Genomic DNA, 14028 nt, shown 5'->3' with positions numbered 1-14028 from the left:
GCTATCTTCCCATGCGTCAGGCAGTGCCCAGGGCACGGGCTACCAGGACTGAGACGATCGCCCCTGCGATCATCGAGGGACCGAACGGGACGTGGGCGCGCATCACCCCGGTGGTCTCGCCCTGGTTGATCGCGTTGCCCGCCAACCGCATCGGGATCAGGGCCAGCAGGCTGATCACCCCGGCGGCCAGGACCGAGAGCACGGTCGCGCTCAGCCCGAACGGACCGAGCACCAGCCCGAGCAGCCCGCCGAGCTTGACGTCGCCGAAGGCCAGCGAGCGCGGGCTGATGAACCAGAACAGGCCGTACCAGGCGCTCAGACCCACCCCACCGAGGGCGGCGTCGCCGACGATGCTCGGTGCGCTCAGCGCGATCGCGGCGACGATGGCCGTCACCGCGACGGCGAGGCAGGCCGGCAGGATCAGGCGGTTGGGCAGGAACCAGGTGGTGTAGTCGATGGTGGCCAGCGCCAGCAGGTAGGGCAGTGCGACCAGGAAGAGCCCGGTCCCCCAGGAGAAGCCGAAGACGGCACCGAGCATCAGCCCGATCACCAGGCCGAGGGCCGCCAGTCGGGCCCGCAGCCGTGGTCGCCGGCCCAGCACCGCGAACGGGACGGCCTCAGGGAAGTCGCCGGGATCCTCGGACGGGTCCGGCTCGATGTCAGGTACGCCGGCGATGAGGCGTGGTGCCATCAGCCCACTGGCCAGGCCCACCCCAGCGCTGAGCAGCGAGCCGGCCAGATCCATGCGCCCGACCCTAGGGGTCAGTCGGTGCGCGCCGCCAGAGCCGACTCCCCGGCTTCCCGCATCGCGGCGAGCGGCGCCCGGCTTCCGGTGAACTGCTCGAACTGGAGCACGGCCTGGTGGACGAGCAGGTCGAGCCCGGAGACCAGCACGCTGCCGGAGCGCTCCGCGGCACTGACCAGCGGGGTCGGCCAGGTGTTGTAGGTGACCTCGAAGAGCACCGGTGCGGGCAGCACCGCGGCGGTCAGCTCGGGGGTCTGGGCCGCGATCGGGATCGTGGAGACCACGATGTCGGCGGGCCGTGCCTGGTCCAGGGTGACGACGTCGACCCGCGGACGGGCCGGGTGCGCCGCGATCGCCGCGGCCGCGTCACGGGCACGCTCGGGATCGCGGACGGCCAGCGTGATCGTCTCGACGCCGAGGTAGGCCAGCGCCAGGCCGGTGCTGGCCGCGGTGGCGCCACCGCCGAGGATCGTGCCGGTCGCGGCCGGGCCCTGGTAGCGCTCGCGGATCGCCGCGACGGCGCCGGGCAGGTCGGTGTTGTCGCCCACCCAGCCCGAGCCGCCGCGCACCAGGGTGTTGACCCCGCCGGCCAGCTCGGCGCGCTCGGTGACGGTGTCGGCCAGGGCCAGCGCCTCGCGCTTGTGCGGGGCTGTCACCGACAGGCCCCGCCACTGGTCGCCCAGTCCGGCGAGGAAGTCGCCGACCCGGCCGGCCTCGACCCGGATCGCCTGATAGCTCCACCCCTCCAGCCCGGCCGCCGCGTAGCCGGCGTTGTGCAGGGCGGGAGAGAGCGAGTGGGCGACCGGGTCGCCGATCACGCCGCAGCGGTGCGCTGCCTCAGCAGGCATCGGAGGTCTTGCAGTACTCGCGCAGCTTCTGGGTGGCCGCGTTGTGCTCGGCCAGGGTGGTGGAGAAGACCGTCTCGCCGGTCTTCAGGTTCACCACGACCCAGTACAGCCACGAGCCCTGCGCCGGGTTGAGCGCCGCCTTGATGGTGGTCTCCCCCGGCGATCCGATCGGGCCCGGCGGGAGACCGGTGTGGACGTAGGTGTTGTACGGCGAGTCGACGGAGCGCTGGGCCGTGGTGGTCCAGACGTCGCCGCTGAGCCCGTTGGCGTAGGCCACGGTGGCGTCGGACTGGAGCCGCATGCCCTGGTTGAGCCGGTTGTAGATGGCGCGCGCGACCTTGGGGTAGTCCTCGGTCCGACTGGCCTCGTACTCCAGGATGCTGGCGACGGTCATCACCTGCTCGACGCTGAGGTTGACCTTCTTCGCCTGCGTGGCGACGTCGAGGGAGTCCAGCACGGAGACGGTCTTGGCGATCATCGCCGTGAGCATCTCGGTGGGGGTCTCCTTGGGACCGAAGGCGTACGTCGCCGGGAACAGGTACCCCTCGGCGTTGCCATCGGCGTACGACGGCAGGCCCAGCTTGGCGGGGTTCTTCAGCGCGGTGGTGAAGTCGGCCTTGGAGAACGAGGTCTTCTTCGCCAGGATCGTGACGATGTCGGCCAGCCGCTTGCCCTCGGGGATGGTGACCTTGACGCTGACCATGTTGGCCGGGTTGAGCAGCACCGCCAGCGCATCGGCGGCGCTCATCTCCTGCTTCATCGAGTAGAAGCCGACCTGGATGCCGGCCGCGTCGGGGTTGGCGTTGGCCGCGGAGATGAACGAGTCCACCGACGCGACCACACCGGCGGCCTTGAGGTTGCGACCGATCGCGGTCGCCGAGTCGCCGGCGTGCACCTCGAAGGTGACGTCGCCGTGCGCTGCGGTGCCGGAGTAGTCGCTGCTCCCCGAGCCGCTGATCTTGTCGACCAGGCTGGTGACCTTGCCCCAGGCGAACCAGCCGCCGCCGACGATCACGACCAGCGCGATCACGACGGCGAGGAGGCCGGGCAGACGGGACTTCTCGGCGCGACGCCGACCGCCCGCAGCGGTCGGGGTGCCGGCGCTGGAGGGCGCCTCGGCGGTCTGGGGGGCCAGCGGCGCCGGCGGTACGTCGTCACGGCGGACGGCCGGGCGCTCGGCGGTGTCATCGAGGCCCGGCACGAAGGCCGTGCCCTCACCCGGCGTGGGGGGCGTCTCAGTCATGTGGTGCCTCTCCTTCGGCCTGCCCGAGGGCGACCAGTTCTCCCGGGGCGTGTCCTGAGCCCCGTTCGGTGTCGAGCGCGTGCTGCAGGATGAAGACCGCTGCTGCCTGATCGACCACCGAGCGCCGGTCCTGACCCTTGCGGCCCCGGTCGCGCAGCATAGCCTCCGCAGAGACCGTCGTCAGCCGCTCGTCGACGAGCCGTACCGGGACGGGTGCGACCTTGCGTGCCAGCGCGTCGGCGAAGTCGCGGACCTTGGTGGTCGCCGGGTTCTCCTTGCCCTTCAGCGAGCGCGGCAGACCGACGATCACCTCGAGCAGCGTCGACTCCTCGGCGATCTCGGCCGCGATCGCCTTGATCCGTGCCAGATCGCCGCGGCCACGCTTGACCGTCTCCACGGGAGTCGCGAGGAAGCCCGTCGGGTCGCTGCGCGCGACGCCGATACGGGCATCCCCAGGATCGATCCCGAGGCGGACCCCGTGCCGCATCAGGCTCCGGCCACCAGCTTCGGCACCGTGGCGAGGGCCTCGTCGATCCTGGCCACCTCGGTGCCGCCGCCCTGGGCGAGGTCCGGCTTGCCGCCGCCCTTGCCGCCCACGATCGGGCTGAGCGCGCGGAGCAGGTCGTTGGCCGACAGGCCACGCTCGCGGGCCGCGTCGTTGGTCGCGGTGACGACGGCGACCTTGTCGTCGGCGTCACCGATGATCACCACAACGCTGGGGCGGGAGCCCAGCCGGGCGCGGACGTCGGTCGCCAGCGTGCGGGCGTCACCGCCACCGGCACCGGTGGCCCGGGCCGCGACGACGGCGACACCGTCGACGTCGACAGCGGCGTCGGCGATCGTGCCGGCCGAGGCCAGCAGCTGGGCGACGTGGATCTTCTCCAGCTGCTTCTCGGTGTTCTTGAGGCGCTCGGTCAGGTCGGTGACGCGGGCGACCAGGTCGACCGGCTGGGTCTTGAGCAGCTCGGTGAGCTGCGCGACCATGTCACGCTCCTTGGCCAGGTAGCGGAATCCCTCGACGCCGGTGAAGGCCTCGATCCGGCGGTTGCCGGAGCCGACCGAGGACTCACCGTTGATCACGATGGTGCCGATCTGGCTGGAGTGGTCGACGTGCGTGCCACCGCAGAGCTCACGGCTCCACGGGCCGCCGATCTCGACGACGCGGACCTTGGAGTCGTCGTAGGTCTCGCCGAAGAGCGCGATCGCGCCCCAGTCCTTGGCCTGGGCCAGGGTCATGTAGTCCCACGACACGGGCAGGTCGGCGCGCAGGGCGTTGTTCGAGACCTCTTCGAGCTCGGTGAGCTGACCCGCGGTCAGACCGTGGGTCCAGCCGAAGTCGAGGCGCAGGTAGCCCGGCCGGTTGTAGGAGCCGGACTGGAGCGCCGTGGGCCCGAGCACCTCGCGCAGCGCGGCGTGCACCACGTGGGTGCCCGAGTGCGCCTGGCGGGCGCCGATGCGCCACTCGGGGTCCACCGCGGCGTGCAGGGACTTGCCCGAGGCGGCGTACTCGCCGTCGACGACGCGGACCTGGTGGACGACCAGGCCCTTGACCGGACGCTGCACGTCGAGGACCTCGAAGCGTCCGCCGTCGAACTCGATGATGCCGGCGTCGGCGACCTGGCCACCGGACTCGGCGTAGAACGGGGTGCGGTCCAGGACCAACTCTCCGACCTCGCCGTTGCCCAGCGAGGTGACGACCTCGCCGCTCTGGAGCAGCGCGACCGGCGTCGACTCGGTGGTCAGGGTCTCGTAGGCGCGCCAGTCGGTCGGGCCGTTGCTGTCGAGGATGTCGCGGTAGACGGTCAGGTCGGCGTGCTGACCCTTCTTCGCCTTCGCGTCGGCCTTGGCGCGCTCACGCTGCTCGGCCATCAGGCCACGGAAGCCGGACTCGTCGACGGTCAGTCCCGCCTCCGAGGCCATCTCCAGAGTGAGGTCGATCGGGAAGCCGTAGGTGTCGTGCAGCTGGAAGGCCTGCGCCCCGTCCAGGACGGTCGCACCGGACTTCTTCACCTCGGTGGCGGCCAGGTCGAAGATCTGGGTGCCCGAGGCGAGCGTCTTGCGGAACGTGTCCTCCTCGGCGCTGGCGACCTGGATGATCCGGTCCCAGCCGGAGATCAGCTCGGTGTAGGTCTCGCCCATCTTGTCGCGCGAGACCGGCATCAGCTCGGGCAGTGCGGGGTCGCCGTACCCGAGCAGCTTGACGTTGCGGATCGCGCGACGCAGCAGGCGGCGCAGCACGTAGCCGCGGCCCTCGTTGCCCGGCGTGACGCCGTCGGAGATCAGCATCATCGAGGAGCGGATGTGGTCGGCGATGACCCGGAAGCGGACGTCGTCCTCGTAGTTGTCGCCGTACTTCTTGCCGGTGAGCTCCATCGCCTTCTCGATCACCGGGAAGACCACGTCGGTCTCGTACATGTTGTTCTTGCCCTGGAGCAGGTAAGCCACCCGCTCCAGGCCGAGGCCGGTGTCAATGCTCTTCTGCGGCAGGGCACCGGCGATGTCGACGTCGTACTTGGAGCGGGCCGCGGAGATGTCGTCCTGCATGAAGACGAGGTTCCAGAACTCCAGGTAGCGGTCGCCCGCGTCCCAGTCGCGGTCGGCGCCGAACGCCGGACCGCGGTCGATCAGGATCTCCGAGCACGGACCACCGGGGCCGGGCACGCCCATCGACCAGTAGTTCTCGCTCGGGGGCAGCCGGACGATCCGGTCGTCGGGCAGGCCGGAGATCTTCTTCCACAGCGCCACGGCCTCGTCGTCGCCGTCGAGGACGCTCGGGTAGAGGACCGACTCGTCGAACCCGAAGCCACCGTCGGCGATCGACTTGGTGACCAGCTCCCAGGCGAGCGTGATCGCGCCCTCCTTGAAGTAGTCGCCGAAGGAGAAGTTGCCGCACATCTCGAAGAACGTGCCGTGCCGGGTGGTCTTGCCGACCTCTTCGATGTCGGGGGTGCGGATGCACTTCTGCACGCTGGTGGCGCGCGGGAACTCCGGCGTCGCCTGGCCCAGGAAGTACGGCTTGAACGGCACCATGCCGGCGTTGACGAAGAGCAGGTTCGGGTCGTCGAGGAGCAGCGACGCCGAGCGCACCACCTCGTGCGGCAGCGCGGCGTTGTCGGCGAAGTGGGAGGTGAAACGACGGCGGATCTCCGCCGTGCTCAACCAGGTCGACGGCTGGGTATCAGTCACTGCTCATGTTCCAGTTCTTCGAGTTGGTGCTGGGGTGCGACGCTGAGGGCGGGCGTCTCGTACCGCTCGCGGAGCTCGACTTCCTTGTCGATCCGGGCCTGGGCCATGTGCTCGCGCATCACGCGGGCACCTGCCTTGAGAGCCTGGGTGCGCTCGTCTCCGTTGGCCGCCCGGTACTCCCGGACGGCGGCACGGATGCGCTCCTTGCGCTCCCGACGTCGCAGCTTCCACTCCGTCCGGGTCGAGAGCCGCGCACGGAGCCGGGTCTCCGGGTCCGCAACGGCTTTCAGACCGTGCCACCACGACGCCGTCTTGATGACGGCTTCACGGAGGCGATCAGAGGAGGTCATGACGTCCGAGCCTAGCCGACCGGCACTCTCGTCCGCAGCGCGGCTACTCACCGCGCAGGATCCTGCGCACCCGGTCCCACCGTTCCTTGATCGCGGCCTCGGCCCCGATCTCCTTGGGGTGGTAGTACGTCGCCTCGCGAAGGTCCTCGGGCAGGTACTCCTGCTCGGCAACCCCGTAGGGATAGTCGTGGGCGTAGCGGTAGTCCACACCGTGACCGAGCTTCTTCGCACCGGCGTAATGGGCGTCGCGCAGGTGCGCCGGGACCTGGCCGATCTTGCCGGCCCTGACGTCGGCCTGGGCGGCGAAGATGGCGTTGGTGACGGCGTTGGACTTCGGCGCCACGGCCAGCGCGATGGTGGCGTGGGCCAGGGTGAGCTGAGCCTCAGGCATCCCGATCAGCTGCACGGTCTGGGCCGCGGCTACCGCCGTGGTCAGCGCCGACGGGTCGGCCAGGCCGATGTCCTCACTGGCCAGGATCATCAGCCGGCGCGCGATGAAGCGCGGGTCCTCCCCAGCCTCCAGCATCCGGGCCAGGTAGTGGATCGCGGCGTCGGCGTGCGACCCGCGCACCGACTTGATGAAGGCGCTGATGACGTCGTAGTGCTGGTCGCCGTCGCGGTCGTAGCGCACCGCGGCGATGTCGGCAGCGGTCTCGGCGGTGGTGAGGTCGATGACCGTGCCGGCCGCCGCACCGGCGGCAGCCTCCAGGTAGGTCAAGGAGCGGCGAGCGTCTCCCCCGGCCAGCCGGACCAGGTGGTCCAGGGCCGGCTCCTCCAGGGTGTACTCCCCCGCCAGGCCCCGCTCGTCGGCCACCGCCCGGCCGATCACGTCGCGGATGTCGTCGTCGGTGAGCGACTGCAGCCGCAGCAGCAGACTCCGGCTGAGCAGCGGCGAGATCACCGAGAACGACGGGTTCTCCGTGGTGGCCGCGATCAGCGTCACCCAGCGGTTCTCCACGCCGGGCAGGAGCGCGTCCTGCTGGGCCTTGGAGAAGCGGTGCACCTCATCGACGAAGAGCACCGTCTCCTTGCCGGTGGCGACCAGCTGGGCACGTGCCGCGTCGATCGCGGCCCGCACCTCCTTGATCCCAGCCGAGACCGCGGAGATCTCCACGAAGGACCTGTTGGTCTGTCCCGACACGATCGAGGCGATCGTGGTCTTGCCGGTCCCCGGAGGGCCCCACAGCAGCAGGCTCAACGACCGTTCGGCCTCGATCACCTGATGCAGCGGGGATCCCGGCGTACGCAGCTGCGGCTGGCCGACCAGCTCGTCCAGGCTGCGCGGACGCATCCGCACGGCCAACGGCGCGTGCGCATGGTCGGCAGCACTGAGCGACCCACCCGAGCCAGCAGGCTCGACTTCGAACAGACCATCCACGGCGATCACCTTAGGCGGTGCGAGAGTGCGTGGATCAGGCGTGGCCCATCTGGTTGTTGGCCAAATCGAACCACGTGTCGGCGAAGCCCGGGCTCGACGGGATCGCGATCGCCGGACCCTGACCCGGGTCGGTGTCGCCGAACTCGTTGACCCCGAGGATGCGCTGCGTGATCGGCTTGGACGGGGCGTGGCCCAGCTCGGCCGGGAAGTGGCAGGCGACCTTGTGGGTCTGGCCGATCTGCAGCAGAGGCGGCTCGACCTTCGCGCAGATCTCCTGCGCCAGCGGGCAGCGGGTGCGGAACCGACAGCCCGAGGGCGGGTTGATCGGCGACGGCACGTCGCCGGTGAGCCGGATGCGCTCGCGGCGACCACCGGTCTCGGCCTGCTTGATGTCGGGGGCGGCCGAGAGCAGCGCCTGGGTGTACGGGTGGTGCGGCCGGTTGTAGATCGTGTCGCGGTCACCGATCTCGACGATCTTGCCGAGGTACATGACGGCGATCTGCGGCGAGAAGTGCCGCACGATCGCGAGGTCGTGCGCGATGAAGAGGAACGCGATCCCGAACTCCTTCTGCAGGTCCTGGAGAAGGTTGATCACCTGGGCCTGGATGGAGACGTCGAGCGCGGAGACCGGCTCGTCGGCGACGAGCAGCTTCGGCTGCAGCGTGAGCGCGCGGGCGATGCCGATGCGCTGGCGCTGGCCGCCGGAGAACTCGTGCGGGTAGCGGTTGTAGTGCTCGGGGTTGAGACCGACGATCTCGAGCAGCTCCTGGACGCGCGGGAGGATCTTGTCCTTCGGCACGACCTTGTGGATCTCCAGCGGCGCACCCACGATCGCACCCACGGTGTGGCGCGGGTTCAGGGAGGTGTAGGGGTCCTGGAAGATCATCTGGATGTCACGGCGCAGCGGAAGGAGCTCCTTCTCGCCGGTCTTCGCGATGTCCTTGCCCTCGAAGCGGATCGCTCCGCCGGTGGGCTTGTAGAGCCGGGTGATGAGTCGACCGGTGGTCGACTTGCCACAGCCCGACTCGCCGACGAGGCCGAGCGAGGAGCCGGCGTCGAGGGAGAAGGAAACGCCGTCGACGGCCTTGACCGCACCGACGGTGCGCCGCAGGATCCCCGAGCTCTTCACCGGGAAGTGCATCTGGAGGTCCTCGACCTCGAGGATCGGGTTCGTGCTGGTCACCGCTGGGCTCCCGTCTGGGCGAAGAGGCTGGCCGGGTCGATCAGGTGGCACCGCTTGAGGTGCTCACTCCCCTCCGAGACCGGGACAAGGTCGGGCAGCTCGGTGCGGCAGCGATCGCCGGGCACGTGGCTGGAGTACTGGCAGCGCGGGTTGAAGGCGCAGCCCGTCGGCGGGTTGAGCAGGCTCGGCGGGTTGCCGGGAATCGGGATCAGCGGCTCGTTCGGGTCCGAGGTGACGTCCGGCACGCTGGAGATGAGGCCCCAGGTGTAGGGCATCTCCGGCTGGGTGAGGATCTCCTTGGTGGTGCCGTACTCGACCGCGCGACCGGCGTACATCACCAGGACGTCGTCAGCCATCTCCGCCACGACGCCGAGGTCGTGGGTGATGATCATGATCGCGGAGTTGAACTCGCGCTGGAGGTCCTGGAGCAGGTCGAGGATCTGGGCCTGCACCGTCACGTCGAGGGCCGTGGTCGGCTCGTCGGCGATGATCAGGTTCGGGTTGTTGACCAGACCCATCGCGATCATGGCGCGCTGGCGCATGCCGCCGGAGAACTGGTGCGGGTAGTCGTCCACGCGGCGGTCGGGCTGCGGGATGCCGACGCGCTCGAGCATCTCGATCGCGCGGGTCCGGGCCTGCTTCTTGGTGACGTCGTTGTGGACGCGGTAGGCCTCCATGATCTGGTTGCCGACCGTGTAGTACGGGTGCATCGCCGAGAGCGGGTCCTGGAAGATCATCGAGATCTCCTGGCCGCGCAGCTTGCGCATCTCCTCGTTGGAGATCTTGAGCAGGTCCACGCCGTCGAGCAGGATCTCGCCACTGACCTGGGCGCGGGTGCCGCGCTGGAGGCCCATGATCGTCGAGGTCGAGACCGACTTGCCGGAGCCCGACTCACCCACGATGCCGAGGGTCTTGCCCTTCTCCAGGGTGTAGGACAGGCCGTTGGTGGCCTTCACCAGACCGTCCTGCGTCGGGAAGTGCACCTTGAGGTCGCGGACCTCGAGATAGGGCGTCTTGTTCGTGTTCATGTGTCCTGTACTTCCTACTCCGCCGCTGCTCACGCCACCCGCACCCGCGGGTCGATGACCGAGTAGAGGATGTCGACGACCAGGTTGGCCAGGATGAAGATGGCGCCGGCGAAGACGACCATGCCGATCAGGGTCGGCAGGTCGAAGGTCTGCGCGGCCTGCAGGGAGAGGTAGCCGAGGCCCTGGTAGTTGAAGACGCGCTCGGTGATGATCGCGCCGACCAGCATGGCGGCGAGGTCGAGACCCATCATGGTGACGAGCGGCGTGAGTGCCGCCCGGAGCGCGTGCTTGACCACGACGCGGCCGGTCTTGAGGCCCTTGGCACGTGCGGTGCGGACGTAGTCCTCCGACAGCGACTCCAGGACGAAGGAGCGCGTGACACGCACGTACGCCGCCATCACCAGGCCCGCCAGGGTGAGGCCCGGCAGCACCAGGCCGACCGCCCAGTCCCACGGGTTCTGGGTGAAGGGGGTGAAGACCGGAACCGGGAACAGGTGCCACTTGATGGCGACGTACTGCAACAGGAAGGTTCCGGTGAAGAAGACGGGGAAGGCATAGATCAACAGCGAGACGGCGACGATGCCTCGGTCGAGCAACGTGCCCTTTCTCAGGGCGGCTATGACACCGATCCCCAAGCCACCGATCATCCAGAAGATGACGGCCGCCAAGGAGAGCGAGATCGTCACCGGCAGGCCGTCGGCGATCTCCTTGTTGACGGTCTCGTTGTTGAACGAGGAGAAGCCGAAGCACGGTGCCGAGCAGTGCACGACCTGCTCGGGGTGGGTGGCCTTGAGCTCGGGGTCGTTCGGGTAGTCACGGCCGACCGCGACACCCTTGAGGAAGTCACCCCAGACCTTGGCCGGGTTGACGACGTAGTCCTTGAGCGCCCCCTGGCCCTTGGTCGGGTACCCCAAGGACTTGCGGACCTGCTCGAGGAGCTGCGGCGACGGGTTCTTACCCGCGGCGTACCGCGCGGGATCCACCGGAGAGGCGAAGAAGAGGATGAACGTCACCAGGCTCATGACGAGCAACATGACGACACCGACAAAGACGCGTCGTACGACGTAGGCGAGCAATTTTTCCTCGATCCGGCAGATGTTTCAGGTTCAAACGGTGGTGCTGTGCGAGCAGAGTCCGGGGGTGGGGCCGTGCGACCCCACCCCCGGGCTACGTCATGCTCAGAGGTGAGCGATCAGCTCACTGCTTGACGGCGATGGCACCCAGGTCCGGGTAGCCGTTCGACGCGGCGGTGGTGGTGAAGTTGGCCACCTTGGAGCCCCACGCCCAGTTGAAGAGCGACTGCTCGAGCGGGATGTACGCGACATCCTCACCCAGCTGCTTGTCGGCCTCCTGCAGGTACTTCGTCTGCTCGTCGACGGTGGCAGCGTTGGCAGCCTGGTCGACCAGCTTGTTGAACGCGTCGGACTTGTAGTTGCCGTAGTCCTGGCCGTTGGAGTTCGCGGTCAGGTTGACGCGGCTGTCGAACAGCGGCGGCGTGACGGTGCTGGCCGACGGCCAGTCAGCGCCCCAGCCGGCCCAGGTGATGTCCGAGGTGCTGTCGGGCTTCTGGATGACCGAGTAGTACGTGTCGGTCAGACCGTCGAGCTCGACGCTGAAGCCGGCCTGGTCCCAGGCAGCCTTCAGAGCCGCGGCCTGCTTGCCGGGCACGTCGGAGCCGCTGGAGTTGTCGAAGGTGAACTTGATCTTGTACGGCAGCTTGACGCCGGCGTCGGTCAGGATCTTCTTCGCGGCGGCCGGGTCACCCGCGAGCGGGATGTCGGCGAAGGCCGGGTTCTTCTGGTAGCCCGTCGTGGCGGTGTTCACGATGGAGTAGGACGGGGTGTAGAACTTCTCGCCACCACCGGCCGTGATCCAGGCCTGCTTGTCGGTCGCCATCGCCAGAGCCTTGCGGATCGGCAGCGACAGACGCTTCGTGTTCGGCACCAGGTAGTCGCTGTAGGGCGAGTCCACGTTGGCGTACTGGCTCTTGTTGCGCAGCTGCGCGAGCAGGGCCGGGGTGAGGCGGCTCCCGGTGACACCGGCCTGGGCCTCGGGCGTGTTGTTGAACATCTCGCCGTAGATCGTGTCGACGGTCTTGCCGGTGTCGAACTTGATCGAGTCCGGCAGCGCCTTGCGCAGGTCCGTGCTGTCGGTCTTGGCGTCGTAGTTCGTGTTGCGGACCAGGGTCACACCCTTGTCCTTGTTCCACGTCGTGGTGCCGCCGTCGATCATGTAGGGACCGTTGGAGAACATGACGTAGTTGGACTGGGCGCCCTTGTCCTGGTCCTGCTTGTACGGGTCCGTCGACATCAGCGAGGCGACGGCCAGCGGGAAGTCCGGCCACGGCTTGTTGAAGTGGTAGGTGATCGTCTTGCCCTCGCAGGTGATCGCCTTGTCGAAGGCGGCCTTGCCCTCGGGGGTGCTCTTGTACGGACCCGTGTACGACGGCAGGCCGGTCTTCGGGTCCGTGGGAACGTTGAGGTAGCTCAGCAGGTAGTTCGGACCGCCGGTGATGGTGTCGGTCGCGAAGACACGGGAGGCGCCGTACTTGAAGTCCTCACACGTGATGTCCGAGCCGTCCTGCCACTTGATCCCGTCCTTGAGGGTGAAGGACCAGGTCTTGGAGTTGTCCGTGGCGGTGCCGGTGTCGGTCGCGAGGTCGGCGACCGGGGTGTTGGACACCTTGGCGTCGTCCGAGATCGGGAAGGCGACCAGCGAACGGTAGACCGTCCGGCGGAAGTTGGTCAGGTCGCGACCGATGTAGATGCGCTGCGGGTCAGCGTGGTCGAGCGGAGCCGACAGGAAGTAGGTGAGCGCGCCGCCCGCCTTCGTGTCCGTCGACGTGCTGCCGCCACCGCTGGTCTTGCTGTCGCTGCCACCGCAGGCGGCGAGCGAGAACGCAAGGGCGGCCGCAGCGGTACCAGCAAGGAACCGCTTCGTGTTGTTGGCCATTACTTCTCCTTGGATGTGTGACGCGCCTCGCGGCGGTCCCAGCTGGTAGCTACCTGCCACCAGAGTCATGAGGAACTAGCGGTTGGACTTCGGGTCCAGCGCGTCGCGCAGGCCGTCACCGAGCAGGTTAAAGGTGATGACGAGCAGCGCGATGGTGGCGCCGGGAACCAGGAAGTAGAAGAAGTCCACAGGCGCGTAGCTCAGGGTGTCGTTGAGCACGTTGCCCAGCGTCGGAGTCGGCGGCTTGACCGACACGCCCATGAAGGACAGTGCGGCCTCGGTCGAGATGTACGCCGGCAGCACCAGCGTGAACTGGACCAGCAGCAGACTCCACAGGTTCGGCAGGATCTCCTTGAAGTAGATCCGCGTCTTCGACGCGCCGAGGACGACGGCGGCGTCGACGAACTCACGCTCACGGATCGACAGCACCTGCGCCCGGACGAGGCGGCAGATGCCCGGCCATCCGAAGATGGCCATCACGACGATCACGTAGATGCAGGCTGCCGAGTCAGCCCCGCTCACATGGAGTTGTGTGTTGATGAAAGCCAGAGCCATGCCCGACAGCGCCAGCAGCATCAGCTGCTGCGGGAAGGACAGGATCAGGTCGCACAGGCGACCGATCGCACCGTCGGCGAAGCCACCGCGCACACCGGCGATGATGCCCAGGACGGTGCCGATGATCAGCGACAGCAGACTCGAGGTCAGCGCGATGAAGATCGAGATCGCCAGTCCGAGCCACACCCGGGCGAGCATGTCGCGGCCGGTGCCGGGCTCGACGCCGAGCAGGTGGTGCCACGTCATCCCACTCAGGTGGCCTGCCGGCATCGTGTCAGGGCCGAGCACGTTCTGGTTGGTCGCATAGGGGTCGATCACGCCGAGGTGGTTCATGATCGGCGCCAGCAACGCCAGGACGGCGAAGGCGAAGACGATCCAGAACGAGATCATCGAGCGCTTGTCCGTGCGGAACCGCTCGAACGCCAGGCGCATCGGCGACTTGCTGACGACGGCTGCGGGGGCAGACGGCAGGGCTTCCGTGCTTGTCACCTGAAAGACTTTAGGTGACTCTCAGGCGAACGCCGGTCACCCTGGGGTAACGATCTGGTCAAGACCAGTTG

Annotated in this window: 12 protein-coding genes; all 12 read right to left on the bottom strand. The window is 68.4% G+C overall.

All coding sequences use genetic code 11. The features are described 5' to 3' along the window. Positions 1 to 16 precede the first annotated feature (16 nt). Positions 17 to 745, bottom strand: coding sequence for a prepilin peptidase (locus Q1V88_RS13390; protein WP_300681743.1), 729 nt, complete (start codon positions 743 to 745; stop codon positions 17 to 19). A gap of 17 nt (positions 746 to 762) precedes the next feature. Then, positions 763 to 1593 carry a shikimate dehydrogenase gene (locus Q1V88_RS13385; protein WP_300681742.1) on the bottom strand — a complete coding sequence of 277 codons (831 nt, stop codon included), beginning with the start codon at positions 1591 to 1593 and terminating at the stop codon, positions 763 to 765. After that, entirely contained in the window at positions 1583 to 2836 is a 1254-nt protein-coding gene (gene mltG / locus Q1V88_RS13380; protein WP_300681741.1) for an endolytic transglycosylase MltG, read from the bottom strand. The genes Q1V88_RS13385 and mltG overlap by 11 nt, the downstream gene beginning before the upstream one ends. Further along, complete coding sequence (gene ruvX, locus Q1V88_RS13375) at positions 2829 to 3323, bottom strand: Holliday junction resolvase RuvX (protein ID WP_300681740.1); 495 nt, start codon at positions 3321 to 3323, stop codon at positions 2829 to 2831. The genes mltG and ruvX overlap by 8 nt, the downstream gene beginning before the upstream one ends. Then, the gene (gene alaS / locus Q1V88_RS13370) at positions 3323 to 5995 is read right to left on the bottom strand and encodes an alanine--tRNA ligase (RefSeq protein WP_300681781.1); all 2673 of its coding nucleotides are present in this window, start codon (positions 5993 to 5995) and stop codon (positions 3323 to 3325) included. The genes ruvX and alaS overlap by 1 nt, the downstream gene beginning before the upstream one ends. A gap of 23 nt (positions 5996 to 6018) precedes the next feature. Continuing rightward, positions 6019 to 6372: a hypothetical protein gene (locus Q1V88_RS13365; RefSeq protein ID WP_300681739.1), complete on the bottom strand. Its 354-nt coding sequence runs from the start codon at positions 6370 to 6372 to the stop codon at positions 6019 to 6021. Positions 6373 to 6415: 43 nt separating this feature from the next. Further along, a complete protein-coding gene (locus Q1V88_RS13360) occupies positions 6416 to 7750 on the bottom strand; it encodes a replication-associated recombination protein A (protein WP_300681738.1) in 1335 nt (444 codons plus the stop codon). A gap of 34 nt (positions 7751 to 7784) precedes the next feature. Next, positions 7785 to 8891, bottom strand: coding sequence for a dipeptide ABC transporter ATP-binding protein (locus Q1V88_RS13355; protein WP_300681780.1), 1107 nt, complete (start codon positions 8889 to 8891; stop codon positions 7785 to 7787). Positions 8892 to 8929: 38 nt separating this feature from the next. Then, a complete protein-coding gene (locus Q1V88_RS13350) occupies positions 8930 to 9961 on the bottom strand; it encodes an ABC transporter ATP-binding protein (protein ID WP_300681736.1) in 1032 nt (343 codons plus the stop codon). A 29-nt stretch (positions 9962 to 9990) separates the two neighbouring features. Continuing rightward, entirely contained in the window at positions 9991 to 11037 is a 1047-nt protein-coding gene (locus Q1V88_RS13345) for an ABC transporter permease (protein ID WP_300681734.1), read from the bottom strand. A gap of 121 nt (positions 11038 to 11158) precedes the next feature. Then, positions 11159 to 12913 carry an ABC transporter substrate-binding protein gene (locus tag Q1V88_RS13340; RefSeq protein ID WP_300681733.1) on the bottom strand — a complete coding sequence of 585 codons (1755 nt, stop codon included), beginning with the start codon at positions 12911 to 12913 and terminating at the stop codon, positions 11159 to 11161. Between the two features lie 75 nt (positions 12914 to 12988). Beyond that, positions 12989 to 13957 carry an ABC transporter permease gene (locus tag Q1V88_RS13335; protein WP_300681731.1) on the bottom strand — a complete coding sequence of 323 codons (969 nt, stop codon included), beginning with the start codon at positions 13955 to 13957 and terminating at the stop codon, positions 12989 to 12991. Positions 13958 to 14028: the final 71 nt, after the last annotated feature.

The organism is Nocardioides sp. (assembly GCF_030150155.1).
In the GTDB taxonomy this organism is placed as follows: Bacteria; Actinomycetota; Actinomycetes; order Propionibacteriales; family Nocardioidaceae; genus Nocardioides.
This window is presented reverse-complemented; position numbering and strand designations above follow the sequence as displayed.

Excerpts from the sequence above, each read along its gene's own strand:
- Q1V88_RS13340 (WP_300681733.1), bottom strand. The coding sequence starts at position 12,913 with ATGGCCAACAACACGAAGCGGTTCCTTGCTGGTACCGCTGCGGCCGCC.
- Q1V88_RS13365 (WP_300681739.1), bottom strand. The coding sequence starts at position 6,372 with ATGACCTCCTCTGATCGCCTCCGTGAAGCCGTCATCAAGACGGCGTCG.
- Q1V88_RS13350 (WP_300681736.1), bottom strand. The coding sequence starts at position 9,961 with ATGAACACGAACAAGACGCCCTATCTCGAGGTCCGCGACCTCAAGGTG.
- Q1V88_RS13385 (WP_300681742.1), bottom strand. The coding sequence starts at position 1,593 with ATGCCTGCTGAGGCAGCGCACCGCTGCGGCGTGATCGGCGACCCGGTC.
- Q1V88_RS13390 (WP_300681743.1), bottom strand. The coding sequence starts at position 745 with ATGGATCTGGCCGGCTCGCTGCTCAGCGCTGGGGTGGGCCTGGCCAGT.
- mltG (WP_300681741.1), bottom strand. The coding sequence starts at position 2,836 with ATGACTGAGACGCCCCCCACGCCGGGTGAGGGCACGGCCTTCGTGCCG.
- Q1V88_RS13355 (WP_300681780.1), bottom strand. The coding sequence starts at position 8,891 with ATGCACTTCCCGGTGAAGAGCTCGGGGATCCTGCGGCGCACCGTCGGT.
- ruvX (WP_300681740.1), bottom strand. The coding sequence starts at position 3,323 with ATGCGGCACGGGGTCCGCCTCGGGATCGATCCTGGGGATGCCCGTATC.